This window comes from Streptosporangium subroseum (assembly GCF_900188345.1).
Classification (GTDB): domain Bacteria; phylum Actinomycetota; class Actinomycetes; order Streptosporangiales; family Streptosporangiaceae; genus Streptosporangium; species Streptosporangium subroseum.
This window is the reverse complement of the sequence record NZ_FZOD01000001.1, coordinates 369,496-395,710: the sequence shown is the minus strand read 5'-3', so window position 1 is coordinate 395,710 and position 26,215 is coordinate 369,496. Positions and strand designations below refer to the sequence as shown.

The 26,215-nt window shown below is 68.6% G+C and carries 21 protein-coding genes; 9 read left to right on the top strand and 12 right to left on the bottom strand.

Annotated elements, in window-relative coordinates; all coding sequences use genetic code 11:
* Positions 1-423 precede the first annotated feature (423 nt).
* The 4 genes from CHC08_RS01805 to CHC08_RS01790 are packed head-to-tail and all read left to right on the top strand — an operon-like array spanning position 424 to position 5,019.
* Positions 424-1,800, top strand: a complete 1,377-nt coding sequence (locus CHC08_RS01805) for an ABC transporter substrate-binding protein (RefSeq protein WP_179281835.1) — start codon at positions 424-426, stop codon at positions 1,798-1,800.
* Positions 1,801-1,843: 43 nt separating this feature from the next.
* Positions 1,844-2,794, top strand: coding sequence for a carbohydrate ABC transporter permease (locus tag CHC08_RS01800; protein WP_089205331.1), 951 nt, complete (start codon positions 1,844-1,846; stop codon positions 2,792-2,794).
* On the top strand, positions 2,778-3,575 hold the full coding sequence (locus tag CHC08_RS01795; protein ID WP_218825065.1) for a carbohydrate ABC transporter permease: 798 nt from the start codon (positions 2,778-2,780) through the stop codon (positions 3,573-3,575). Before CHC08_RS01800 ends, CHC08_RS01795 begins: the two co-directional genes overlap by 17 nt.
* A gap of 58 nt (positions 3,576-3,633) precedes the next feature.
* The gene (locus CHC08_RS01790) at positions 3,634-5,019 is read left to right on the top strand and encodes a glycoside hydrolase family 5 protein (protein WP_089205329.1); all 1,386 of its coding nucleotides are present in this window, start codon (positions 3,634-3,636) and stop codon (positions 5,017-5,019) included.
* A 70-nt stretch (positions 5,020-5,089) separates the two neighbouring features.
* Here CHC08_RS01790 and CHC08_RS01785 read toward each other — a convergent pair whose 3' ends face one another.
* A complete protein-coding gene (locus tag CHC08_RS01785; RefSeq protein WP_089205328.1) occupies positions 5,090-5,854 on the bottom strand; it encodes a DUF72 domain-containing protein in 765 nt (254 codons plus the stop codon).
* 368 nt (positions 5,855-6,222) lie between these two features.
* Between CHC08_RS01785 and CHC08_RS01780 the strand changes: the two genes are divergently transcribed.
* Positions 6,223-7,383: an acyltransferase family protein gene (locus CHC08_RS01780; RefSeq protein WP_089205327.1), complete on the top strand. Its 1,161-nt coding sequence runs from the start codon at positions 6,223-6,225 to the stop codon at positions 7,381-7,383.
* A 10-nt stretch (positions 7,384-7,393) separates the two neighbouring features.
* Here CHC08_RS01780 and CHC08_RS01775 read toward each other — a convergent pair whose 3' ends face one another.
* The 7 genes from CHC08_RS01775 to CHC08_RS01745 all read right to left on the bottom strand — a co-directional run bounded on the left by CHC08_RS01775 (position 7,394) and on the right by CHC08_RS01745 (position 14,084).
* Entirely contained in the window at positions 7,394-7,858 is a 465-nt protein-coding gene (locus CHC08_RS01775; RefSeq protein WP_089205326.1) for a GNAT family N-acetyltransferase, read from the bottom strand.
* Positions 7,859-7,991: 133 nt separating this feature from the next.
* Positions 7,992-8,951: a PfkB family carbohydrate kinase gene (locus tag CHC08_RS01770; RefSeq protein WP_089205325.1), complete on the bottom strand. Its 960-nt coding sequence runs from the start codon at positions 8,949-8,951 to the stop codon at positions 7,992-7,994.
* Positions 8,952-9,134: 183 nt separating this feature from the next.
* Positions 9,135-10,190, bottom strand: coding sequence for an ADP-ribosylglycohydrolase family protein (locus CHC08_RS01765; RefSeq protein ID WP_089205324.1), 1,056 nt, complete (start codon positions 10,188-10,190; stop codon positions 9,135-9,137).
* Positions 10,187-10,906: a GntR family transcriptional regulator gene (locus CHC08_RS01760; protein WP_089205323.1), complete on the bottom strand. Its 720-nt coding sequence runs from the start codon at positions 10,904-10,906 to the stop codon at positions 10,187-10,189. The genes CHC08_RS01765 and CHC08_RS01760 overlap by 4 nt, the downstream gene beginning before the upstream one ends.
* Positions 10,903-11,577 (bottom strand): cysteine hydrolase family protein, encoded by a 675-nt coding sequence (locus CHC08_RS01755; RefSeq protein WP_245878066.1) that lies wholly within the window; start codon positions 11,575-11,577, stop codon positions 10,903-10,905. The genes CHC08_RS01760 and CHC08_RS01755 overlap by 4 nt, the downstream gene beginning before the upstream one ends.
* Positions 11,574-13,097, bottom strand: a complete 1,524-nt coding sequence (locus tag CHC08_RS01750; protein ID WP_089205408.1) for a purine-cytosine permease family protein — start codon at positions 13,095-13,097, stop codon at positions 11,574-11,576. The genes CHC08_RS01755 and CHC08_RS01750 overlap by 4 nt, the downstream gene beginning before the upstream one ends.
* Before the next feature lie 225 nt (positions 13,098-13,322).
* The gene (locus tag CHC08_RS01745; RefSeq protein ID WP_089205322.1) at positions 13,323-14,084 is read right to left on the bottom strand and encodes an NAD-dependent epimerase/dehydratase family protein; all 762 of its coding nucleotides are present in this window, start codon (positions 14,082-14,084) and stop codon (positions 13,323-13,325) included.
* A 260-nt stretch (positions 14,085-14,344) separates the two neighbouring features.
* Between CHC08_RS01745 and CHC08_RS01735 the strand changes: the two genes are divergently transcribed.
* Both CHC08_RS01735 and CHC08_RS01730 read left to right on the top strand, forming a co-directional pair.
* On the top strand, positions 14,345-15,337 hold the full coding sequence (locus CHC08_RS01735; RefSeq protein WP_275937138.1) for an acetylxylan esterase: 993 nt from the start codon (positions 14,345-14,347) through the stop codon (positions 15,335-15,337).
* Between the two features lie 189 nt (positions 15,338-15,526).
* On the top strand, positions 15,527-16,639 hold the full coding sequence (locus CHC08_RS01730; RefSeq protein WP_089205320.1) for a glycerophosphodiester phosphodiesterase family protein: 1,113 nt from the start codon (positions 15,527-15,529) through the stop codon (positions 16,637-16,639).
* Positions 16,640-16,826: 187 nt separating this feature from the next.
* Here CHC08_RS01730 and CHC08_RS01725 read toward each other — a convergent pair whose 3' ends face one another.
* Entirely contained in the window at positions 16,827-17,345 is a 519-nt protein-coding gene (locus tag CHC08_RS01725; protein ID WP_089205319.1) for a pyridoxamine 5'-phosphate oxidase family protein, read from the bottom strand.
* 78 nt (positions 17,346-17,423) lie between these two features.
* Entirely contained in the window at positions 17,424-18,731 is a 1,308-nt protein-coding gene (locus CHC08_RS01720; RefSeq protein ID WP_218825084.1) for a UDP-glucose dehydrogenase family protein, read from the bottom strand.
* 176 nt (positions 18,732-18,907) lie between these two features.
* Between CHC08_RS01720 and CHC08_RS01715 the strand changes: the two genes are divergently transcribed.
* Positions 18,908-19,261: a VOC family protein gene (locus CHC08_RS01715; protein ID WP_089205317.1), complete on the top strand. Its 354-nt coding sequence runs from the start codon at positions 18,908-18,910 to the stop codon at positions 19,259-19,261.
* A 57-nt stretch (positions 19,262-19,318) separates the two neighbouring features.
* Here the strand turns inward: CHC08_RS01715 and CHC08_RS01710 are convergent, their stop codons facing one another.
* A complete protein-coding gene (locus CHC08_RS01710; RefSeq protein ID WP_089205316.1) occupies positions 19,319-20,515 on the bottom strand; it encodes an NsdA family TPR-like regulatory protein in 1,197 nt (398 codons plus the stop codon).
* A 4,230-nt stretch (positions 20,516-24,745) separates the two neighbouring features.
* Positions 24,746-25,072 (bottom strand): hypothetical protein, encoded by a 327-nt coding sequence (locus CHC08_RS52850; protein WP_420823551.1) that lies wholly within the window; start codon positions 25,070-25,072, stop codon positions 24,746-24,748.
* On the opposite strand from CHC08_RS52850, the gene CHC08_RS01700 reads away from it, so the two are divergent.
* Positions 24,966-26,099 (top strand): HupE/UreJ family protein, encoded by a 1,134-nt coding sequence (locus CHC08_RS01700; RefSeq protein ID WP_089205314.1) that lies wholly within the window; start codon positions 24,966-24,968, stop codon positions 26,097-26,099. The two genes, CHC08_RS52850 and CHC08_RS01700, sit on opposite strands and share 107 nt — an antisense overlap.
* Positions 26,100-26,215: the final 116 nt, after the last annotated feature.

Here is a 26,215-nt window from a genome sequence, read left to right as displayed (position 1 = left end):
GGCCGTCTACGCCGCGCAGTGGCTCGGCAATGACCTGCGGATATCACACCGACGATCTCGATGTGACCGTTTCCCCCAGGGGTGGAATGCGCCTCCGGTGGAGGTCGCTGGGTACATCCCACGTAACTGAACGGAAACAAATTCGGCTGAGGTTATTGACACCATCCCCGGGCTGGTGCTCTTCTCTCACAAGAAGACTTTCCGAAACTTTCTGCTCTCAACTGTGCAGCTTTCGACGATCGGTGATCCCGGACGTAGGAGGACGCACATTCCGTTCCGCGACCCGTGCCGACCTCGTCGCCACGTGCGAGTGGACCCCCCGTGCTCATGCGTGAGCACAGGCCGTCGCGGTCGTCCCCGTTCAGCGGAGGACGCGCGGCGTCGACACGACCAGTGCGTGCGCGTCACGTGCAAGGAGAGATCATGCTGGGATCCTCGCGAATCTGGAAGCGCCGTCTCCCCGGAGCCGCAGCCGTGTTCACGGCCGCGGCGCTGGCGCTCGCCGGATGCGCCGGCGGAAGCACGACCGAGACCACGGACAAGGGCTCGGCCGACTCGGGCAATATCACCTGGTGGGGGTGGACGCCTGACGCGGCCCCCGCCGAGGCGTACATCAAGGAGTTCAGCAAGGCCTATCCGAAGATCAAGGTCACCTACAAGAAGCTGACCATCGACGGCTACGACGCGGCGATCCGCCCCGCCCTGGCCTCGTCGGTCGGCCCCGACGTCTTCGACGTCGCCCCGGGGGCCGCCAACGGTTCGGTCGGCATCTACGGCGTGAACGCCATCGACCTCACCCCCGCCGTCGAGAAGTCGCTCGGCGCGGACTGGAAGTCGAAGCTGGCCCCGATCGGGGTGAACAGCCTGACCAAGGACGGCAAGCTCGCCGCGCTGTCGGTCGGCTCCAACTACGCCGGATCGGTCTGGGTCAACCAGGACCTGTTCGACAAGTACGGCCTGAAGCCGCCCACCAACTACGACGAGTGGAAGAGCGTCTGCGCGGCCTTCAAGACCAACGGCGTCAAGTGCTTCGTGCAGGGCGCCGCCCAGACGGCGTTCAACGAGGACACCCTGCAGGCGATCAGCAACAACGTCAAGCCGGGCGTGTGGGCGCAGGCCCTGGACAAAAAGGTCCCGTGGACCGACCCGACGATCGTCCAGGCGCTGGGCATCTGGAAGAAGCTGTTCGACGACAAGATCATGCAGGATGGGGCGCTGGGCGTGCAGCAGTACCCGGACGCCAACAACGACTTCATGTCGGGCAAGGCCGCGATGGTCATGATGGGCACCTGGTACATGCAGTACTCCACCGTGGACGGCAGCACGGCCGCCATCTCCGGCGCCGGCGTCGCGAGCCCCAAGCCGTTCACCCAGCTGCCGATCGCGTTCCCCGACGTGGCCGGCACCGGCAATGTCGGGTCGCTCTACGGTGACGCGGACTTCGGCCTGGCCGTGAACAAGAAGTCCAAGTCCATCGCCGCCGCCACCACCTTCGCGACCTGGCTCGGAACCTCGCAGGCGGGACAGCAGGCGGTCGGCGACATCCTCAACGACATCCCCGCCCTGATGAGCGTTCAGCCGGACTGGGCCTCGATCAAGCTGGTCAACCCGACGGCGCAGCAGCCGGCGCTGGAGAAGCTGATCAGCGACGCGGGCAAGTCGGCCGAGCCGCGCCTCGCGACGGTGAGCGCCGACCTGCAGACCGCCATCGGTGTGGCGTCGACCACGGTGGCGGCGGGACAGGCCACGCCCGAGCAGGCCGCCGCGACTCTGCAGAGCACCGCCGAGAAGATCAAGTAGAGCCGCTGACGGCCCGTCTCATCTCACCCGCGCAGGGAGATCCATGACTTCCACAACCTCACCGAAGATCGGGGCGCGCCGTCCGTCGCCCGCCCCTCTTCCGGGCAACCCCCGGAAGAGGGGCGGCAGGCCCTCGGGCCTGCCGTGGATCCTGCCGGCGTTCGTCTTTGTCGTCGGACTGATCTATTTCTGCATCGTCGAGACCGGCTACATCTCGACGCTCGACTGGGACGGCACCAGCCCGACTCCCACGTCGGTCGGGCTCGACAACTACACGGCGATCCTGCAGGACCCCATCTTCTGGAAGGCCATCTGGCACACGGTGGTCTTTTTCGTCGTGACGTTCACCGTGCAGACCGCCATCGGATTTGTGTTCGCGGCGCTGCTGCACTCGAAGGTCCGGCTCGGCGCCGTCTACAAGGTGCTCGTCTTCGCGCCGGTGGTCCTCGCGCCCGCGACGATGGCACCGGTGTTCCGGCAGATGTTCGCCGCGGACGGCCAGCTGAACTGGACCCTGGACCACATCGGTCTCGGTTTCCTGTCCCAGCCCTGGCTGGCCCAGTCGACCACCGCGATGCCGGTGATCATGTTCATCACGGTCTGGCAGTTCACCGGCCTCACGTTTGTCCTCTACTACGCCGCGATGGGACAGATCGACCCCGAGACGCTCGAGGCCGCGCGCACCGACGGGGCGAGCAACCTCCGCGTCCTGAGAAGCATCGTCTGGCCCGGCGTGCGGAGCACGACGGTGGCCCTGGCGATGCTGGGCGTGATCGGTGCGCTGAAAACCTTCGACGTTCCGTATCTGGTGACCATTGGCGGACCGAACTACAGCACCGAGTTCCTCGGGACCTACATCTACCGGATCAGCATCCCGTCGGCCCACGTCGGCTACGGGGCGGCCCTGTCGATCCTCCTGCTCATCCTGGCGTTGCTCGGCGCGATCGTCGTCGCGACCCGCGCCAACCGTAAGGACGGTGAATCCAGTGTTTGAGGCGCGTCGGCTGTCGACCAAGCTGCTGCTTCAGATCCTCGTAACCCTGATGATCATCCCCTACCTGTTCCCGCTGGTGGTCATGGTCCAGGGATCGTTCGCGGGTGAGGGATTCGGCAACTACCAGGCCGTCTTCGCCGTCGGCGCCGTGGGGACGTTCTTCAGGAACAGTGTCATCATCTCCGCCTCGACGATCCTGATCGTCTACGTCCTCACCATGTTCGCCGCCTTCGGGTTCTCCAAGCTGCACATCCGCGGCAAGGAGGTCTACTTCTGGATGATCCTCGCCGCCCTCACCCTGCCCGAGGTCGTGCTGCTCACCCCGTTGTTCGCCACGACCCTCAACCTGGGCGTGTACGACACGTACTGGGCGGTGGTGTTGCCGCTGGCCGCGCTGCAGATCCCCTTCACCGTCCTGCTGGCCCGAAAGTTCATCGACGGCGTCCCCGACTCGCTCTTCGACGCGGCACGGGTCGACGGCGCCAACGTGTTCACGGCCTTCCGCTACATCATCGTGCCGATGACCCGGCCCATCGCGGCGGCGATCGTCGTCCTGACGCTGATCAGTTCCTGGAACGACTACCTGCTGCCGCTGGTGCTCATCCAGGACCCGGCGAAGCAGACGGTCACGCTGCTGCCGCAGTTCTTCGTCAGCCAGTTCAGCAACGACCAGACCAAGGTCCTGGCCAGCGCGGTCATCATCGCGATCCCCGAGATCGTGGCCTACCTGTGCCTGCAGCGCCTCTTCGAGAGGGGCCTGGCGGCCGGCGCGCTGAAATAGCCCTTCCCCCCGAGACCACCCCATGATCCACCGCGCTTCCAGATTTGAGGAACAGAGCATGACGTCGAACAACACGGCCTTCCTCCGCACGGCAGGCCGCGAATTCGTCGACCAGACGGGCACCGTCGTACGCCTGCGGGGCGTCGCCGTGGGTGGTTGGCTGAACATGGAGAATTTCATCACCGGCTACTCCGGCAACGAGTCGCTGATGCGCGGCACGGTCCGCGAGGTCCTGGGCGAGGAGAAGTACGAGCTGTTCTTCGATCGGCTGCTGACCGCGTTCTTCGACGAGGACGACGCGAAACTGCTGGCCGGCATGGGCATGAACTGCGTGCGATTCCCCGTCAACTACCGGCACTTCGAGGACGACTCCAAGCCGTTCGAGTTTAAGGAGGACGGCTTCCGCCACCTCGACCGGGCCATCGAGGCGTGCGCGCGACATGGGATCTACTCGGTCATCGACCTGCACGCGCTCCCGGGGTCGCAGAACCACCACTGGCACTCCGACAACCCGACGCACCGGCCGGCGTTCTTCGACCACCCCCACTTCCAGGACCGCGTGGTGGCGATCTGGGAGCGCATCGCCGAGCACTACAAGGACAACCCCTGGGTGGCGGGCTACAACCCGATCAACGAGCCCGCGGACGAGTCGCGCAAGGTCGTCGGGCCCTTCTACACCCGCCTGGTCGACGCCATCCGCGCGATCGACGACCGCCACATCCTGTTCCTCGACGGCAACACGTACTCGACCGAGTTCGACGTCTTCGACAAGGAGTGGGACAACACCGTCTACGTCTGCCACGACTACGCCGCCCCGGGCATGGGCAACGGCGGCGACTATCCCGGAGTCACCGACGGCAAGTACTACGACAGGGCGGTGCTGGAGGAGAAGTACCTCAAGCGCACCGAGTACAGCCGCCAGACCGGGACCCCGGTCTGGGTGGGAGAGTTCGCGCCGATCTACACCGGCGACGAGCGCAAGGACGCCATGCGCCGGCAGGTCCTTGAGGACCAGCTCGAGATCTACCGCCGCGAAGGGGCGAGCTGGTCGAGCTGGATGTACAAGGACCTCGGGCGGCAGGGCGTGGCCATGGTGCGGCCCGACTCCCCGTACCTGAAGCGCTTCGGCGACTTCGTGGCGAAGAAGAACCGCCTGGGCGCCGACAACTGGGGGAGCGACGGCAACGGGATCATCGAGGTGACCAAGCCGTTCCAGGACATGATCGCGAATGAGTTCCCCGACTTCGATCCGTACCCGTGGGGCCGTTTCGACTGGGTCCGCACGCTCATCCTGAACCTCGCGGTCGCCCAGCCCCTGGCCTACGAGTACGCCAAGCTGTTCCGCGAGCTGAGCGACGACGAGCTGATCGCGCTCGCCGACTCGTTCGCGCTCCGCAACTGCGATGTCCGGACGAGCCTGGTCGAGCAGCTGCGCAACGGCTGAGACCGCCCGGTCACGCCGGAGACACCGGCACCAGGGGAAGGTCACTGACCGTCGGATCGATGTTTCCCGGCTACGCCAGGTCCCCGGTGGGCGTACGGCTCACCGGCCATCCTCCGGCGGATGCGAGTTCCGCGTACCGGGCGGCGTTCCGTACCGCCGCGCCGCCCGGATCGTTGTTGAAGTACACGTAGACGTCGCGGCGGTCGTCCCAGGCGGCGTCCAGACGGCGTAGCCAGGAGCGGAGTGCGTCGTCGCCGTATGCGGGCCGGGGATCGGCCCGGCCCTCGTGAAACCGCAGGTAGCCCCAGTCGGCGGTCCGCCACAGGGGCGTCTGCGGGCGGCCGAGCCGGTCGGCCCAGCACAGGGCCGCGCCGTACGCCGACAGCGTCTCGCGGACGGGATCGCTCCACCAGGACGGGTGCCGCGGCTCCACGGCGACCCGAACCCGGGCGGGGAAACGCCCCAGGCACGCGCCGAGCAGTTCGGGATCCGCCTTCAACGTCGGCGGGAGTTGCAGGAGGACCGGCCCGAGCTTGGGCCCCAGGCCGTCGGCCGCCGCCATCAGACGCTCGACCGGCTCCTGCGGATCCTTCAGCCGTTTGACGTGGGTGAGGAACCGGCTGGCCTTGATCGCCATGACGAACGTGTCCGGGGTGCGATCCCTCCAGCTCTCGAAGGTCTGGCGCGTCGGCAGCCGGTAGAAGGTGTTGTTGTTCTCGACCGTCTCGAAACACTCGCCGTACCGCTCAAGCCAGAGCCGCTGGGGCACGCCGGGTGGGTACAGCACCCCGCGCCAGTCGGCGTACTGCCAGCCGGACGTCCCCACCAGCATCATGAGAGCTCAGCCCGTCGACTTCCGGCTTTTCCGCACAAGCACGTCCTGCCCAGCCGGCCGGGGCGCCACACCGGCCGTTGCGGGGGCTCCGCTCCGTGCAGCGGCCGATGCGGTTGTCCAGCCGAGGCGGCGCCCCGGGGCGCTTGGGCGCGGACGCACCCCGTCGGCGGTGCGGGCACCTCGCGTTCGTCTCGCCGTCCCCGTGTGAATCACCAAGCACGCCGAGAAAAAGGCGGGCCTGAAATGACACGAAAAGCTGACCGATATTATTTCTTGGTGCTTTTAGTGGATTTCGGGAATTTTTTCGTGTTCCGGGAAAATACGTTAAATCCGGACAACATTCTTTGAATGGTATTAGGGTCACGCAGATGTCATCTGTTGACCAATCCCCGACGACCCGCTATGCATGGCTCGACGCCTTGCGTGGGCTCGGTGCGACGGCCGTACTCCTTGAGCACATGACCTACCGCTTCCTGCCTCAGCTGCGGCCAACCTGGTTCAATCTCGGAATCTATGGCGTTCTGGTGTTTTTCCTGGTCAGCGGTTACATCATTCCCGCCTCGCTGGAGCGCAGGGGCGATGTGCGGGCATTTTGGATCAGTAGAGTTTTTCGTCTTTATCCTCTTTATATCCTGACCATTTTCATCGTTCTCCTGGCGGCCCCGATCCAGCCGCTCCGTGCGAACATCGACCCCTTGAGCCACCTCACGATGCTGATGGAGGTCACCGGTTCGTGGGCGTTCACCGAACCGATGTGGACGCTCTCCTACGAGATGGTCTTCTATCTCCTGGTCACGGCGCTGTTCGTGACCGGCGTGCACAGGCGCAGCGGACTGTTCGCCGTTTCGTTCGCGCTGCTGTCGGTGCTGGTGGCATTCGTCCTGCCGATGCGGGGACTGCTCAGCGGGCCGATCGTGCCGATCGTCGTGCTGGTGGTGATCCTGGCCTCTCTGAGCTGCGTACTGTTCGGGCCCAGGGCGGTCCGGGTGACGGGAGCACTCGTCCTCGGTGCGCTCGCCGTCACCCTCGTCTCGATCGGCAGCCGCGTGCCCTGGCAGGGGGCGATGATCCTGGCGGTCATGTTCACCGGCACGGTTGTCTACCGATGGGAGCAGGGCCAGGGTTCGGGGCTCTGGCCCGTCCTGGGCGTCACCTTCCTGATCTGCCTGACACCCTTCATGAAGCCGGTGACGATCAACGGCCCCGCCAACCTGATGACCGTCGTCCTGGCCGGTGGCACGTTCGCGGGCTTCATGGCGCTGCGCAACCGGCGTCTGCCGTACCCCCTGGCCTGGCTGGGACTGATCAGCTATTCGGTGTACATGCTGCACGTGCCGCTACTGCGGTTCTTCATCCTCGTGGTCGGCGAACCACGGAGGTTCCCGGAGATCGTCCAGCTCGGCCTCGGTCTCACGGCCATCGCCGCCATCTGCGGGATCAGCTGGCTGACGTACAGATTCGTCGAGCTGCCCATGCAGCGGCTCGGCCGGCGCCTGGCCCATAAACGCCCCGCCGAGCTTCGGCGTTGATGACGTTGAGCTATCGCGGTTCGCCGGTACCCCGCCAGTCGTAGCGGGCGTCGGGGACCTTCTCCTCGTTGTCGCTGCCGTCTCCGAGGGTTGTCAGGGTGAAGCCGTGTCGTTCGTAGAAGCGGCGGGCGCCGGTGTTCTGCTGGAACACGTGCAGGATGAGCAGGTTGGGCCGTGCTTTTTTGGCCTGGGTGAGCAGGGCGGTGCCGATGCCGTGGCCCTGGGCGTCGGGTGCGACGTAGAGGTGTTCCAGCCAGTGGATGTTCAGTGCGGCGAATCCGGCGATCTGGCCGTGTTGTTCGGCCACCCATACTTCGTGGCCGGGAATCATGATGTGGGAGATCCAGGCCCGGGTCTCCTCGTCGGTGTGCAGGTCCGGCAGGTAGGTCATCTGCCCGCGTGCGGCCAGGAAGACCTCCGCGATCCGTTCCGCGTCGCCGGACCGGTCCCGGCGCACGTGGACGCCGGGGCTCATGACGTCGCCCGGAGGGTGCGCGCCGCGACGGGAGTTAGCTCGGTCGTCATCTCGTCGATCAGGGCGAGCAAGCTCGGATCATCGGCCGCGCAGGAGGACATCGTGAACATGGCGCCATCCTCACATCCGCTCCTCACGCGCGACCACCGAATATTCCGGCGGGCCGATCGGCGACGAACCGCGCCAGTTCCGCCGCGGTCGGCGCCGTGGCGGGACCGTAAGAGGTGACCGACAGCGCCGCGGCCGCGTTCGCGGTCCGGGCCGCGTCGATCGCGTCCGCACCGGTGGCGATCGCGGCGACGAAGACCCCGGTGTGGGTGTCACCCGCCCCGTTCGTGTCGACCGCGTGGACGTCGAACCCCGGCACGTGGACGGGAGCGGCATCGCGCGCGGCGACCAGGCATCCGTCGGGACCGGTCCTGACCAGGACGCCGCGCCTCCCGGTGAGCCGGGCGAGCTCGGCCGCCGCGGCCGCCGGATCGTCTCGACCGGTGGTTCTGGTCGCCTCCCGGGCGTTGCAGCTCCACCAGTCCGCCCGGGACATGACGGAACGCGTGACGTCCGCGGGGATGAGGTGGACCAGGGGACCCGGGTCGAAGACGACCGTGACGTCGTCGTGGACGCCGGGCAGCCAGTCCATCAGGGCCCGCCGGTTGGGCGGGTGGAGCATGCCGTACCCGGACAGGTAGACGACGTCACGGGGGCCGGGACGGATCGCGTCGAGATCCTCGCCGGTCAGCGTGGCCTCGGCGCCGGTGCTGGTCACGAAGGTCCGCTCGCCTTCGGCGTCGACGATGCTGACGACAAAGCCGGTGTCGAGACCGGCCTTCGGCCGCTGCCGTATCTCGATCCCGGCGCCGAGCATGGCGGCTCTGGCCCTGTCCCCGAGGGGACCGGTGCCGTGGGCGCCCGCGTAGACGACCGGCAGCCCCTGCCGCGCGGCGGCGACCATCACGTTGAACCCGCCGCCGGTGGTCGTGTCGGATCCGGTGGCCAGCACGTCGCCGCCACGTTCCGGCAGCGCGGGGACGTCGAGGACGATGTCGACGACGACGTTGCCCAGGTGCAGCAGCCGACCGGATTCGGGAGCCACGGCCCTACCTCCGAGCCGGGGTCGTCACGAAGGGTGATGCGGGGGCCATGCTTCTCCCTCCGAGCCGGAGTCGTGAAGGGCGGTGGGAAAACCACGGTTCTCCCACCGCGTCGAGGTCGTGAAGGACGACGGGAAAGCCACGGTTCTCTCTCCGAGCCGGGGTCGTGAAAGGCGGCGGGGGAGTCACGGCCCCACCTCCGTGCCGGGGGCGCGAAGGGCGGTACGGTCGCCTCGCGCGCTCTTCGCCCGCAGGGTCAGCAGCCTGGCGGCGGTGTCGTCCAGCCGCAGGTCGTTGACGCGCGTGACGGTGTCGCGGGCGCCTGCGGGGAAGGCCTCCACCCCGTGGCAGGCGCCGCCGACGGCACCGGCCATCGCGGCGATGGTGTCGCAGTCTCCGCCGACCGAGGCAGCGAGCAGGCATGCCCGCCACGGATCGTCCTGGCACGCCCAGAGGGTCGCGAAGGCGGCGGGTACGGACTCCTGGGTGGCCAGGCTGGTGCCCACCAGCGTGTAGACGCGCTCGCAGACCTCCTCGGCGGACAGCCCTTCGACGAGGGTGGTCGCCCATCTGATGCGCGCGGCCACGTCGGCGGCGGCGACCCAGTGCCCGCGCCGGGCCGCGAGCCGGGCGGCGGCCTCGGCGAACCGGACGGCCTCAGGAACGGTGGCCCCGTCGATTCCCGCGCTGACGGCGGCGGCCACGGCCGCCGCGCCCGCGAGCGCGACCCCGGTGTTGTGCGTCAGACGGCTCACCTCGACGACCCGGTCCACAAGGGCGTCGAGGTCCGAGGGTCCCACGGCGATGCCGACGGGGGTGATCCGCATCGCGGCCCCGTTGGTGGTGCCGGACCGGCCCGCCTCGTTGACGTCGGTCCCGGCGAGCACCTCGGAGACCGCATGCTTGGTGGACGGGCCCAGGAGGTCCAGCGATCCGCGTGCGCGCATGGACTCCTCCCAGGTCACGAGACGTCTGGCGAGCTCGGCCGCGTCGGCCTCGCCGTCTCCGTCGATGATGAGCCCGGCCACCAGCATGGCCTGCTCGGTGTCATCGGTGATCGAGCCCGCGGGCATTCCCGCCGCGAGCGGATGGTCTCGCGGTGCGGCCTGGAAACCTTCGAGGAAGGGGCCGTATCGTGCCACGATCTGCGGGCGGGACAGCATCTGCGTCGGCATGCCGAGCGCGTCTCCGATGGCGAGCCCGTAGAGCGCACCTGCGGCACGCGACTGTCTGTCCGTCATGAGGCGCTTTCGTTGAAGTTGAGCAGGAGCTGGAAGTGTTCGGGGTCGAGCAGGCTGTCGACGTGCTCCACGAAGGCGCCGCCGGCCGTCCAGCTCGTCCGCTCGGTGTTCAGGAACCACTCGCCCGCGTCGCGTCCGAGCAGGGCCGCCTCGCGCTCGTCGATCCGGCGACCGCGCACCCTCTGCTCACCGCGGTCGGCGTGCAGCCCGGCGCGACCGAGCTCCTCGGTCAGCGAGTCGCCTCCCAGCCCCCGGCCGGGCAGCTCGCTCAGCCCTTCGAGCGCGGGAACGCGACTGCACTCGTAGGAGACGACGGTCCGGGGGACGATCTCGCGGACACGCTCGACGACGATCACCTCGGGGGAGTCCAGGTTCAGGCGTTCGGCGAGGCGATCATCCCGCCTGGCGGTGATGGCGAGGACCCGGACCCGGGTCTCCGCTCCCTGGGCGGCCAGCGCGTGGGCCCACCCGAGCCGGTCGTCCAGCGGGCGGCCGTCGAACATGACAAACGACCCCTTGCCCGTCCGCGTGGAGATCAGGCCCGCTTCGTTGAGCTCGGCGAGCGCCGTGCGGACGGTGGTGCGGCTGACCCCGAAGCGCCGGGCGAGGGAGAGCTCACCCGGCAGCCGGGTCCCGCGTTCGACCTGGCCGGAACGGATCTCCCTCTCCAGCGCGACGGCGATCCGCCGGTGCTTGAGGTGCACGGTGCCGCTCACGGACCCGCCCTTTCCTCGGGCGCCGTGGGCGTCGCGGGGCGAGAGCCGGCATCACGCGGGGCCGCGTACCGGCTCGGGACCTCGGCGTCCTGCCCCAGGACGTCGGCCACGGTGACCACCTGGATGAGCGGGCCGTAGAGCCGCATGACGTCCAGGGCTTGCCGGTGGGCGGCGTCGCTGACGCCGGCGCACGCGTCGGCGACGATCTGGACCTCGACGCCGGCGTCGGCGGCGGCGAGGGCGGTGGACAGCACGCAGCAGTCGGTGCTCACGCCCGCGAGGAGCAGCCGCCCGCCGTCACCGACGCTGGCGGCCAACTCCGGGGTCCACTTGCCGAACGTCGTGGCGTCCAGCGTCGGGCCCGCGACGGGGGCGAGGTCGTCGACCAGCTGGTAGATCTCCGACTCCGGGGGTCGCAGCGCGAACGGCCACTGCGCGTAGTACTTCGCCCAGGCGCCGCGAGGATTCTCGGGGGTGATGAAACGGGTGAAGGTGACCCGGGGGCCGAACGCCGCGACCAGTTTCCCGATCGGGCCGACCGTCTCGGCGAATCGGGGGGCGAACCACTGGCTGCCGGGCTCGCCGAAGACCTTCTGCATGTCGATGACCGCCAGCCACGGTGCGCTCTGCGGACCGTCCGGATCGGTGCCCGGTGCGTACGGAGTGCTCACAGCCGGCCCGCCTCCACCGGGGCCGCGCCGGGTCCCGCCGGCGCCAGGGCCTCCTGGGCGCGCACGCTGGATCGGTTGAGCGCCCACGTGGCGGCGAACCCCACGACGAGGGCGAGCAGCACCCCCAGGTTGGCGAAGGCCCAGGAACCGGACTTGCCGCCGAGCCCGAGAGGATCGAGCAGGTAGCCCTGCCACTCCAGCCAGCTCGCGGACGTGTTGACGACCAGGCCCCATCCGAGGACCGTGCCGACGACGATGACCGCGATGGATCGGAGCTGGACGTCTCCGTACCGGCCCGAGGGGCGGTAGAGGTCGATCTCGTCGTAGTCGCGGCGGCGCCGCAGGAGGTCGGCCAGCATGATGCCGCACCACGCGGCGACCGGGACGCCGAGGGTGGTCAGGAACCCGCTGAACTGGCCGAGGAAGTCGTCGGTGATGAAAACGATGTAGACCGTTCCCGCGATCATGAGCACGCCGTCGATCAGGGCGGCGACGTAGCGCGGTGCCCGCAGGCCGGTCGCCAGCAGCGCCAGACCGGAGGAGTAGATGTCGAGCACGGCGCCCCCGACCAGGCCCAGGACGGCCACGAGGGCGAAGGGGACGAGGAACCAGGTGGGCAGGATGGTGGTCAGTGCCCCGATCGGGTCTTTTGCGATCGCCTCGTTGAGGGGCGCGGACGAGCCGGCCAGCAGCAGGCCGAACACCAGCAGCACGATCGGCGCGACGGACGCCCCGAAGGTCGTCCAGCCCACCACTCCCGCGCCCGACGACCTCCTCGGCAGGTAGCGGGAGTAGTCGGCGGACGCGTTGACCCAGCCGAGGCCGAACCCGGTCATCATGAAGACCAGGGCGCCGATGAACTCCTGGGCCGAGCCCGAGGGGACCGAGGCGACGGCCTCCCAGCTGATGTGGTCGAGGACCAGGACGATGTAGACCACCGTGAGCACACCGGTCACGACCGTGATGACCGTCTGCATCCGCATGATCAGGTCGAATCCCATGACGCCGCCGACCACGATCAGGGCGGTCACCACGATCAGGGCGCCGACCTTCGTGGAGGTGCCGCCTCCCCAGCCGAGCCGCTCGAACACCGTCGCCGTCGCCAGCGTCGCCAGCGCGGTGAGCACCGTCTCCCAGCCCACCGTCAGGATCCATGAGATCGCGGACGGCAGCCGGTTGCCGCGCACTCCGAACGCCGCCCGGCTCAGCACCATGGTCGGAGCCGACCCCCGCTTGCCCGCCACGGAGATGAAGCCGCAGAGCAGGAAGGAGAAGACGATTCCCAGGATCCCGGCCGTGAGCGCCTGCCAGAAGGAGATCCCGAAACCGAGGGCGAAGGAGCCGTAGCTCAGCCCGAGGACCGAGACGTTGGCGCCGAACCACGGCCAGAACAACTGTCGCGGACGGCCCTTGCGATCGGCGTCGCCGATCACGTCGAGCCCCTGCACCTCGATCTTGAGCTGCCGTCCGCCCGCGCCACCGGACGGCTCGCTTTCCTGTCCGACCTGCTTACCGACCATGAAACCCACCTGTCTAGACCTGTTCAGTGGAATGTAGGGGCCGGTCTCGCCAAGCGTCAAGGAAGCGTCAAAATTCCTAAGATTTCGATATTCGGCTGAACCTTCATCGTGGAGTTTCGCCTCCTCCGCGAGAACCACGGACGGACGCATGCCAAGGGAAAGATCAACGAGGCCGTGACCCCGGCCGAAGACATGGTCTGCCGAGAGCGAGCGTGAGACGCGGGGTCAGACGGGCGGGGGCGCGGAGTGCGTCACCGTGCACAGGCCCGCCGGGCCCGGCCGCACCTCATCGGCGAACACCTCGGAATCGAACAGGGGCTCGTAGCCGAGGTCGGCGCGGGCGTTGGAGAGGTCAAAGAGGCGGCGCGTGTTGGCCGAGACCCCGAAGTAGGCGCCATAGCGCACCTCGGCCGCCAGCGCCGCGCGGACCAGCCGTTGCAGGTCGGCGGGTGCGAGCCACTCGGCGATGTTGCTCGTGGTCGTCGGTGTCTGCCGGCACAGGCCCAGCCGCAGGCAGACGACCGAGGTGCCGCCCGACGCGGCGACCACGGAGCCGTACGCCTCGGCGAAGGCCTTGGTCGCGCCGTACCGGCAGCACGGACGGGCCGGCCACGACGGATCGACGACCGCCCCGCCCGGCCGTACGTAGCCGCCCATGACGTGCACCGACGTGGCCAGGACGACCTTCGCGACGCCCGCGGCCAGGGCGGCGTCGAGCACGGTGGCGACCGTGTCGACGTTCGGGCTCCGCAGGTCGGCCCACGGGGCGGAGGGGTTGGGAGAGGCGGCCAGATGGACCACGGCGTCGACGCCGTCGACGGCCTTGGCCGCGAACGCGGGATCGGACAGATCGCCGACGACGACCTCGGCGCCGTCCCAGCCCTGGACGTCACGCCTGTCGGTCACCCGCAGGTCGAGCCCCTCCAGACCGGGACGGAGCTGCCCGGCGACTCTTCCGGCGGCGCCGGTGATCAGTACGGTGGCCAAGGGAACCTCACCAGTTCGTGAACGAGCCGTCGTCGCGCCGGACGCGCGGTGGCGGGTTCATTATCACCGGCGTCGCACGCCGGGCGGCCGTTAGGCCGATCTTCACATCGAGCCCGGGCAGGTCGGTGGGGACCATCGCGCCGCGTGTGCTCGCCCGGGTGATCGTGAGCGGGCTATCCGCGACCATCGGCGTCGCGACCGCGTGCCCCGGATGGCGCTTTCACTAGCTGATGATGTGAAATGTCAGGACCCTCTACAGCTTGGAGATCGCTGTGTCGCTGTTCGACCTTCCCCTGGAGAAACTCCGCGACTACCTGCCCGAGCGTGAGGAGCCGGCCGACTTCGACGCCTTCTGGTCCAGGACCCTGGCCGAGGCCGCCGAGCACGACCTGGCCCCCACGTTCACGCCCTACGACATCCCCCTGACCGCCGTCGAGGTTTACGACACCTCCTTCGCCGGCTGGGGCGGCGACCGGGTGAGCGCCTGGTTCCTGGTCCCGCGGGGCGCGGAGGGCCCACTGCCGTGCGTGGTGAAGTACATCGGCTACAGCGGAGGCCGGGGATTCGCCCACGATCACCTGACCTGGCCGTCGGCCGGCTACGCCACGCTGGTGGTCGACACCCGCGGCCAGGGCGCGGCGAACGTGAACCAGCCGGGCGCCACCGCCGACCCGCACACCGGCAGCGCGCCGCACGCGCCGGGGATGATGACCCGGGGCATCCTGGACCCCGACACCTACTACTACCGGCGGGTGTTCACCGACGCGGCGCGCGCCGTCGACGTGGCGGCCGGCCACCCGGCGGTCGACGCCGAGGCGATCGTGGTGACGGGCATCAGCCAGGGCGGCGGCATCGCCCAGGCCGTCGCCGCGCTCCGGCCCGACGTGCGGGCCGCCCTGATCGACGTGCCGTTCCTCACCCACTTCCGCAGGGCCGTGGAGATCACCGACCGCGACCCCTATCAGGAGATCGTCCGCTACCTGTCCTCTCAGCGCGGCGCGCCCGAGCGGGTGTTTCGCACGCTGGCCTACTTCGACGGCCTCAACTTCGCCGCCCGCGGCCAGGTCCCCGCGCTGTACTCGGTGGCGCTGATGGACGACATCTGCCCGCCGTCCACGGTGTTCGGCGCCTACAACCACTGGCAGGGGCCGAAGGAGATCACCGTCTGGCCGTGGAACAACCACGAGGGCGGCGGTCCCTTCCAGGTGGAGGAGCAGCTACGTCACCTGAGCAAACTCCTGGCCGACCGCTAGGAGCTTGAGGTTGCCATCGCGGCGGACGGTGAGCTGATCCCTGTCTTCTTTCGTCCATTCATGCAACTTTTGTCCCAATTGCAACTTCTGTATGCCCGCCCGTCGCACCGCTCCCGGATCTTTGACGGCGGCCGGGCGATCCCTGCCCGGCCGTACCGCAGAAGCAACTCGCAGGGGGGCGGAAAGCACATGCGTGCATGGCGTAAGGTCGCGGCGGTCGCGGCACTCGGAGGGGCGATGGCGGCGCTGCCGGGGATGGCCTCGGCGGACAGCGATCACGGTCGGCCCGGAGACGGCCACCACGGTCGGCCCGGAGGCGGTCACCACGACCAGCCCAAGCGTGACTTCGACCTTCAGGCGCACCGGGGCGGAGCCGCTCTGGTGGCGGAGTCCACGCTGCCCGCCTTCGCGAACGCGCTCGAGCTCGGGGTGAGCACCCTGGAGCTGGACATCGCGATCACCAAGGACGGCAAGGCGGTCGTCTCGCACGACCGGAAGATCGACGGCCGCAAGTGCAAGGACACCGGGCCGGTCTCCGCCGGTGATCCCCAGTTCCCCTACGTGGGGAAGTTCATCAAGGACCTGACCGTCCAGCAGATCAGGACCATGGACTGCGGCTCGCAGACGCTGCCGGAGTTTCCCGGGCAGCGCCCGGCGCCCAAGGCGCGCATGACGTTGCTGAGTGAGGTCTTCGACCTGGTCAAGGACTATCACGCCAAAGACGTGATGATGAACATCGAGACCAAGTTCGAGGCGGGCGCCCCGACGGAGACGGCACCGCGGGAGCAGTTCGTCCAGGTCGCGGCGGAGGAGATCCGCAAGGCCGGGATGCTGAAGCAGGTCACCATCCAGAGCTTCGACTGGGGCGCCCTCATGCGCATGCGCCAGGTCGAGCCGCGGCTGCCCCTGGTGGCGCTGACCAACCCGGTCTACGACGGCGTGCCCGGCCTCGAGGTGTGGCTCGGCGGGATCGACCTCGACGACTTCGGCGGCGACCCGCTGAAGGCCATCAAGTCCTTCGGAGCCTCGGCGTTCTCACCGCTGCCCGGCACCCCCGAGGGCGGCATGGTGACCGACCCCGCGTACAAGCCCTACGTGACCAAGAAGCTGGTCGACGAGGCGCACCGCCTGGGCATCAAGGTGATCCCGTGGACCGTCGAGGACAAGCCGACGATGAACGCGATGATCGACGCCGGCGTGGACGGCATCATCACCGACTACCCGGACCGGCTGCGCGAGGTCATGGCCGACCGCGACCTCAAACTGCCCAAGAGCTACCACCTCAAGCACCACGGCCACTGATCGGCAGGCGTTCGGGCCCGGACGGCTGCGCCCGTCCGGGCCCGTACGCCCCTGATGCCCGTGACCTCGCATGCCGTGGATCGAGGTCAGGGGCAGGCCGAGCGGGCACGATGTCCGATCGGCATCGTGCCACCGGCAGCGCCTCGACGACATCACGGGCAGGCCGGATGACCGGTCGGTCCCTCCCTCAGAAACGCCAGCGGGTCTGGCTGAACTCGTCGCCCTTGCCAAAGCCGAAGACGACCACGGGGACGACCTCGTACACCAGGGCCTTGCTGCCCTCGCCGTGGAAGGCGCCGTCGCGTACGTCGAAGTGCCAGTCGCTGCCGTACTTCGACTCGTACATGTCGGCGACGAGCTGGAGCCTGGCGTGGTCGCTCACCTTCGTGGCCTCGCCCTCGACCACGAGGTCGAGGCCCTCGCCGAGAGCGTTGCGTCCGGTGGTCAGGACGCAGTACGGGTTGCGCGCGAGGTTCTTGGCCTTGCGCTCCTCCGAGCCCGTGCAGAAGTACAGGGCGCCGTCCAGCCAGACCGAGAGCAACGGGGTGACGTGCGGCCGTCCGTCGGGGCGCACCGTCGACAGCCAGTAGATCTCCGCGTTCTCCAACTGGTCACGCGCCTGGATCCACCCCGTCGGGGTCGCGCCGTCGCTGCTGAACCGGGCGTCCAGCTCGGTCACCGGCTCCGTGCCTGCCGTGTCTGACATGTGCTGTCTCCTTCGTGGTTTCGACCCGGCTCCCGAGGAGCTCGAATCCCGGCTCGGATGGAGGGGAGGCCCGGAGCGCTACGTGCGGCCGAGCCGGTGCAGCGTCCAGTCGGCCTCGTGCCATCGGGGCACCTCGACGGCGTTGCGGGCGTCGATCAGGACCCGCTGGTTCACGACCTCGGACACCGCGCCGGGGTCGATGGCCCGGAACTCCGGCCAGGCGGTCATGGTCAGCAGGATGTCGGCTCCGGCGGCGGCGGTCAGGGCCTCGTCGGCGTAGCCGAGCTGCGGGTGGACGGCGTGAGCGTTCTTCACCGCCATCGGGTCGTAGACCGTGACCGTCGCCCCGAGCGCGTGGAGCCGGGCCGCGACGTCGAGGGCGGGGGAGTCACGCACGTCGTCGGTGCCCACCTTGAAGGCCGCACCCCACACGCCGACACGGCGGCCGGACGCATCGCCGCCGCACGCCTTGACGGCCATCTCCACCACCCGGTCCCGGCGGCCGGCGTTGATCCGATCGACCGCGCGAAGCAGGTCCGCCGCACAGTCCACGCCGAGCTCGTGGGCACGGGCGGCGAAGGCGCGGGTGTCCTTGGGCAGGCAGCCGCCGCCGTAGCCGATGCCGGCGTCCAGGTACGCCCTGCCGATCCGTGAGTCCAGGCCGATGGCGTCGGCGAGTTCGGAGACGTCGGCACCGGAGGCTTCGCAGACGTCCGCCATCGCGTTGATGAAGGAGATCTTCATCGACAGGAAGGCGTTCGCCGCTCCCTTGACGAGTTCGCAGGTGGCCGGGTCGGTGACGACCAGCGGGACCCCGGCGTCGGTGATGGGCCCGTACACCTCGCGGATCCTCTCCTCCGCCCGCGCGGAGGCGACTCCGGCGACGATGCGGTCGGGGCGCAGCGTGTCCCGCACCGCGTGTCCCTCCCGGAGAAACTCGGGGTTCCAGGCGACTTCGACGTCGTCTCCCGCCGGGGCCAGCTCCCGGACCAGTGCCTGGGTCGCCGCCGTGGTGCCGACCGACACCGTGGACTTGCCGACGATCACGCAGGGCCGGTGCAGGTGCGGGGCGAGAGAGCGCACCGCGGCGAACACCTGCGACAGGTCGTAGTCGTCCCGGTCGGCCATGCCGGGAGTGGAGACCCCGAGGAAGTGCGTCTCCCCGAACTCGCCCGCCTCGGCGAAGTCGGTGGTGAACCGCAGACGCCCTGAGGCGACGTGCCGGGCGAGCATCTCATCCAGCTCCGGCTCGTGGAACCAGGACCGCCCCGACCGTAAGATAGCGATCTTGCTTTCGTCGATGTCCACGCCGACCACCTCATGGCCGATCTCCGCCATCGAGGCCGCGTGCGTCGCGCCCAGATGGCCACACCCGATCACCGTCATTCGCACGTGTTCATCGTCCTTCCGCAAGGAGGTACAGCGTGAACGTCAACCCTGTCGGCTGGAGACGCCGGGAGACCCCTCACGCGGCCGGTGGGGCAGAGATGGGACACCAGGTCCTCTGCCCATCGCGCGAGATCATATGTATCTTCATATCAAGATATATGTGAGGAGTTGCGATGTTGCATCATGTCCAGCTGACCTGTCCCCCCGGTAGCGAGCCCGCCCTGCGGGACTTCTACGAAGGTGTGCTCGGCCTGGCGGAGATCCCGAAACCACCCGCCCTCGCCGTACGCGGCGGGTGCTGGTTCCGCGGGCACGGCATCGAGTTGCACCTGGGCGTCGAAGCCGACTTCCGTCCCGCGCGCAAGGCGCATCCCGGTCTCCTGGTCCGCGACATCGACCGGTGGGCCAAGCGTCTGAACGAGGCCGGTTATCCGGTCGCCTTCGATGACGACTTCCCGGGGATGCGCCGCTTCTACAGTGAAGATCCCCACGGCAACCGCCTGGAATTTCTCGAACCGCTTCCCTGATGACCGCTTTCCTGAGGACGGGCGACCTCTCTGCCCGGCGCGGGACGTCCGGCACCGTTAGTGCGGGTGCACCCGCCGGTGGAGGTCGTCCTGGATGAGGTTGAGCTCCTGCAGGGCCCGGGTCGCACCGGTCCGCCGCGACAGGTCGAAGGCCTCGCGAGCGATCGCGGCCGAACGCTCTCTCTCGTACGCGTCGGCGTACGCATGGGCGAGACGGGCCATGGTGTAGGCCGTCGTGTAGCCCGCCGGGGCTCCCCGCAGGTCCCGCTCCAGGATCTCGATCGCGTCGGCGGGATGATGAAGCTCGATGAGGCACCCGGCGGCCAGCGCGTTGGGAAGCCCGGCGGGGTAGTCGACCAGGTAGGGCAGGTCGTCGTCCGGGGTCTCGGGTGACTCCGCGGACTCCTCCAGGCGGCGATGACACATGTCCTCGGCTCCGGCCATGGCGTGGCCCTGGGCCTCGTGACGGCGGGCCATCGCGTCCAGCGGCGCGGGCGGGGCGACGCGTTCGCGGGCGGCGACGGCGAGGTCTATCACCTCGCCGGGGTTGTCCCGGGTGTCCCGGAGGCCGGCCCGGTGGGCGAGCGCGTACGCCACGAGGTGTTCGTCGCCGGCCCGGTGCGCCGCCGTCAGGGCGCGGTCGGACCACGCCAGCGCCTCGCTGAGATTGCCGGCCTCGTAGTGCATGCGGCTGACCAGGTCGGCATCCTGCGAGCTGAGCAGGAGCAATGCCTGACGGATGCCGGATCCGACGTCGCGGTGCAGCCCTTCGATCGTGTCGAAGACCGGGGACAGGGCGTCGGCCAGGTCGGCCGGGTGATGGTCCATCAGGGCGTAGGTTCGCAGGATCGTCGCGAAGTAGGCCGCGGTCTGGTCGTCGGCCCGCCGGGGATCCTCGATCGCCCGGCCGGTGCGCTCCTCCTCTTCGGCCGAGAAGCTCTCCGTCATCAGGGGAATGCCCGTCAGGTGGTGCCAGAGCGTCGTGCCCGCCGCGTCCCCGACGAACAGGTCCGTCTCATCGGTGCAGAACGCCCGGCAGAGCAGTTCCGCGTGCAGTTCGTCGGGTCTCCGCTCCCCGGCCTCCCACGAACGGACCATCCCCGCGAGATCCTCCTGGCCAGGCAGACGATCACGAGTCGACTCGTCCGAGGCGTCGGCCATCTGTTTCCCGAGCTCCCGCCGGCTCCACAGGTGGGCACGCCGCTGTGCGCGCAGGCGGGCGGCCCAGATGGGAATGTCGATGGTGATCATCATCGAATCCTCTCGACGCGTGGATGGAAAGTCCTATTTATCCCTAAATGCCGCTCTTAATTCTCCTCTGCCGATACTTGTCCGGTAAGCAGGCGAATGCCAAGAATTGGGCGTTGGTCTTGACCTCTGATTGGGCATTTTGGCACCCCTGGTCCAGCCCGGTCCCGGCCGGCGGTGCCGCTCCTGCGGAGGCGTGCTCCCCTCGTCTCCGCACTCTGATGCATGGCTATTGGCCGATTTGTGGCCTATTTACTCCTGTCTCATGACAGATGGTCAGAATGATTTGATATTTCCTCTTCTCTTCAGTCTCTCCATGCACAGCGTTCACTCGTGCGATCCAAAGTTTCCGCCCGAGAGCAAGCCACTTGATCGGTGCTTATGAACGCAATAGGAGGGACCGCACCCGATGCAGCCGAGGGCAGCACAAAAATTATTCGGTGGCTTACGGAGCCGAGGACGTCTCGCCGCGGCCGCCGCTGTCGCGGTGCTGCTCGTGAGCAGCCTGGTGACGGCGGCGTACGCTGACCCGCAGCCGGGGGAACGAGATCGGGGACGGCCCAGCCCGACGCCGACCAGTTCCCAGAACCCTCCGACGCTCACCCCCGTCAGCGGTTCGTACCTCGAGGGCACGGCAAAGGTCGTGGCGGTCCCGACCACGGCCGGTGACAGCGTCACGAAACTCGCCGTCGACGGCACCGCACTCAACGCCACCCGGACCGTGGGCGTCTCCAAGCTCAGCTTCGACGTCGGCTCGAACTCGACGGAGGCGCAGTACCACAGCTACGTGCTCGTCAACGGCGAGCACCGGATCGACATCGGCGACCACGTGAACGAGCGGGCGACCATGGAGATCCCGAACGAGCGCCTGGTCAAGGGTGAGAACACCGTTGAGATCGTCGTCGGCACGATCGCGTCCTCCTGCGGCCAGAACTACGACGACTTCGTGCTGTCGGAGGTGGGCCTCGAACTGCTCGGTGAGGTCGCGGACGGCGAGGACAACCCCTACACCCTCTCCTTCGGCGACGGCAGTTGCGGCACGAACACCTCGCTGCTGACGCGCGCCACGCTCAGGTTCTTCGTCCAGTCCGACCCGCAGGGCACCACGGGCCTCACCGCGGACGTGGACACGACGACGCTCGCCAACGGCGAGCACGTCATCACCGCCACCACCGCGGCCAGGGTGACGGTCAAGAACACCGTGACCGTGAACAACGCTCCGGCCGGGGCGCCGCGGCTGATGCCCGTGGACGGCACGCTCGTGGCGGGCACCAAGCCGATCTTCGCCATGGTCCCGGCCGCCGGCGAGGGCGGCGTCGACTCCCTCACCGTCGACGACGCCGAACCCGCCACGAAGGCCACGCTCGGCAACGGCGCCGCGGTGTTCGGCTTCGACGTGGGCGCGGACTCGATCGACGACAGGTTCGACAACTTCCTGCTCGTCAACGGCAAGCGCATCGACCTGGGCGGCTCCTGGGTGAGCCGGCGCGTGACCGTCGCGGTCCCGGCCCGGTTCCTGGTGCCCGGCGACAACACGATCAAGGTCGTCACCGGAGACCTCAAGGAGTCCTGCGGCAACAACCGCGACGACTTCGCGATCGCGAACCTCGATCTCGCCCTCGACGGCGCCACCGTGACCGGCCAGGACATCAAACCGTCGTACGCCATGGGCGACGGCGCCTGCGGCGACAACCAGACCCTCCTCCGCGAGGCCGAGCTGCGCTACACGATCGACGCCCCGGCGGCGCACGTCATCGAGACGCTCGGCTCGGGCAACGCGACCCTCAGCTTCAACGTGGCCACCAACTCGATCGAGGCGCGCTACCAGAACTTCGTGCTCGTCAACGGCCAGAAGGTCGTGCTCGACGGCGACTTCGTGAGCCGGCGCGTCGACCTCACGATCCCGAACGAGTTCCTCGTGCCCGGCTGGAACACGGTCGACTTCGTGACCGGCACCTTCCCGACGTCCTGCGGCAACAACCGCGACGACTTCACGATCTCGAACATCGCCCTCACCCCGGCGCAGGGCACGGCAACCGGCCAGATGCTCAAGGCCTCGTACGGCATGGGCGACGGCAACTGCGGCGACACCGTGAACCCGCTGACCGAGATCGACCTCGAGTTCCTCGTGGACGCTCCGGCCCGCGGCCTGCGCGCGGACCTCGACACCACCGCCCTCAAGGACGGCAAGCACACCCTGGCCGCGAAGTCGACCACGGGTGAGATCGCCACCCGCCTCCTGATCACCGACAACTCCGCGCCGCAGGTCGTCAAGAGCGTCCCGGCCGCGAACAAGAAGATCACCGCCTCGGTCGTGCTGGATGTCAAGATCGAGGACGCCTCCAGCGTCGTGTCCGGGCCGGACGTCAAGCTCGACGGTCGGCCGATCGCCCTGGGCGCCCAGGTGGGCCCGGGCCTGAAGGCCGGTAAGCACACCCTGGCCGTGACCGGCACCGACGGGCTCGGCAACACCCTGACCCGCGAGATCGTGTTCGAATCCGCGGGCATCCCGGACATCCCCACCGAGTTGACCCCGGCGGTGGGGACCACCAACGTGTCGGATCCCGTCAGGCTCTCGGCGAAGGTGGCCGAACCCGACGGCGGCAAGGTGACGGCGACGTTCTCCGAGGCCGAGATCCTGACTCCGGACGAGGTGTTCCAGGGCACGGCCCCGTCCGTCCCCACGACCCTGCGGATCCCGGGCGAGAGGCGCGTCAAGACCGACGGGCTCGATCCCGCCGACGGCAGGACCCTCGACGCGCCCGCCGGCCGGGACCTGATCTACCAGCGGTACGACGTCCAGGTGAAGGGCCACGTGGACTCGCCGGTCCTGCGCTGGGAGGGCGCCATCGACCCCGAGCGCCTGGCGTCGCTGCGGGTGTGGAACACGAAGACCACGGCGTGGGACCTCCTGACGAGCACCCGGGGCGCCGCCGGCGGCAAGACCGTTCTCACGGCCGTCGTCGACGGGGAGTACGTCGACAAGCAGCAGGTCCACGTCATGGTGACGGGCGAGGACCCGTTCGCCGACGACATCGAGCCCGGCGACCCGAACGGCTTCGCCGACCCCGCCACGTACGACTTCTCGATCGTCCACTACACCGACACGCAGTACATCTCCGAGGGCGCGGTGGAGCAGGAGACCGCCGAGGAGCGCGCGGTGTGGGAGTCCGCCTACGCCGGCGTCGTAGACTGGATCACGGCGAACAAGGACGCGCGCAAGATCTCGTACGTCGCGCACACCGGCGACATCATCGAGAACAACATCCGCAAGCCCGCCGACGAGGCCACGCAGCGGCAGGTCGTCGGCGAGTTCGAGGTGTCCTCGAAGCAGCAGCGCGTGCTGGACGACGCGAACATCCCGAACGGTGTGATCGCCGGCAACCACGACAACCAGTCGGGCACCGAGGACGGGCCGGACGCCATATACAACAAGTACTACGGCCCGGGCCGGTACCAGACAGTGTCGCAGGGCTGGCAGCACGCCAAGTACGGCGGCCCGTGGAAGGAAGGCGACAACCAGAACCACTACGACCTGTTCTCGGCGGGCGGACTGGACTTCGTCGTGGTCGGCCTGTCGTACGGCGTGACGAGGGAGGAGGCCGAATGGGCCGACTCCGTCTTCAAGAAGTTCCCCAACCGCAACGGCATCCTGCTCTCGCACGACTACCTCGTGCCGAGCACCAACCCCGACGGGCGCGGCGCCGGATTCTCCGCCCCCGACGGTTCGATGCTCTACAAGACGGTGGTCGAGAAGAACGCGAACGTCTTCCTCATCCTCGCCGGACACGAGCACGGCGTGGGCACCAACGTGAAGCCCAAGGTGGGCCAGGTCGGCAACGGCGTCGTCGAGCTGCTGGCGGACTACCAGTTCTACACGGTGTCGGCCGACCGTCTCGGGCTCACCGAGATCGGCGGATACAACCCGGCCGACCAGCTCCAGTTCGGCGCGAGCTTCTTCCGGCTGCTGCAGTTCAACGTCAAGCGGGCGGAGCTGAGCGTGGACACCTACTCCCCGCTGCTCAACGACTTCGGAGCCATGGAGTTCGACCCGCTGCACCGCTACAACGGGCTCGAGGACAACATGGTGCTGCCGGTCGATCTCACCTCCCGTACGACGAGCTTCCAGACCGACTCGCTGGCGCTCTACAAGCCCACCCGGACCATCGGCAAGAGCACGGTCGCCTCAGGTCAGGTCGCCTCGGTGACCTGGAACCGGCTCAAGGAGGACACGGCCTACGCCTGGTTCGTCACGGCACGCTCCACCGGCGGCGGCATGACCGCCTCCGAGCCGAGCATCTTCGTCACGAAGGACAAGCACGGCCGCCCGGGCACGTGGGGACCGAACTCGCCCATGTACCGCTGGTTCGACCGCTGACCGCCAACCGCTGACCAATCGCCGCCGCCCCGGACCGAGTCCGGGGCGGCATTCACCCCCGAACTGGAGAAACGAGACATGCCCCGCAGGCGCTGGCTGTCCGCCGTCATCCTCGCCGTCATTCTCGGCGGCGTGCTGGCCGACCTGGTGCACCCCGCTCCTGCGGCGGCGCACGAAGCGACCACGAGCGCCCACGCCGAGGTGACCGGCACGGGCGCGGACGTCAGGGTCGTGCTCGACCTCGAGTACGACCTCCTCATGAAGTCGGCCTGGCTCTACGCGGAGGCCTACGAGGCGAAGGCGCGGACCGAGCAGCTCCGCCAGCTCACGATCAACCGCGACGCCGTGACCGACTACGTCACGGGCCGCTTCGCCGTGGCGTACGACGACAGGCCGTGCGCGCCCACGATGGTGGGCGACGCGGACGTACACGTCCGCGACAAGGCGGCCTTCGCGGTGCTGACCTACGCCTACGCCTGCGAGGGCGAGGCCGGGGGAGCCCACGCGATCTCAAGCGCGCTGTTCCCCGACGCCGAGAGCTTCGTCCACAACACGGAGACGCTCGTCCGGTACGAGCTCGACGGTACGAAGGGCTCCGCGGTCCTGGTCGCCAAGGACCCGACGCTGCGGATCGGCGAGCGCCGGGCCTCGGATCAGATCGGGGAGTTCTTCCTGCTCGGCGCCGAGCATCTGGTGCTCGGCCTCGACCACATCTTCTTCCTGATCGCCCTGCTCATCGGCGCCCGCCGCCTCCGCGACGTCGTCGTCACGGCCTCCGCCTTCACGGTCGCCCACAGCATCACGTTCCTCCTGGCGGCGATGGGAGTCGTGGACGTCCCGGGAGAGATCGTCGAGCCGATCATCGCGGCGTCGATCATTGTTGTGGCGCTCGCCAACCTCCTGGGCCACGAGGATGACAAACTGGGCAAATGGCGGCTGCCGATCGTCTTCGCCTTCGGCCTGGTGCACGGGCTGGGCTTCGCGGGCGCGCTGGACATCAACGAGAGCGGGTCATGGGAGCTGCTCCTGTCGCTCCTGAGCTTCAACGTCGGCATCGAGCTGACGCAGCTCGCGATCATCGCGGTGCTCTTCCCGCTACTGGTGCTGTTGCGCCGGACCTCCGCGTCCCGCTGGGCGGTGGCCGCGCTGTCGGTCCCCATCGTGGCGGTCAGCCTGTACTGGTTCTTCGACCGCATCCCGCTGCCGCTCTGACGGGAGCCGGCCAGACCCGGGTCGCATGCGCCGCTTCCACGGTGAAGATCCTCACGGCAACCGCCTGGAATTTCTCGAACCGCTTCCCTGGGCGCGGGCGCCGTGGAAGTCGGTCA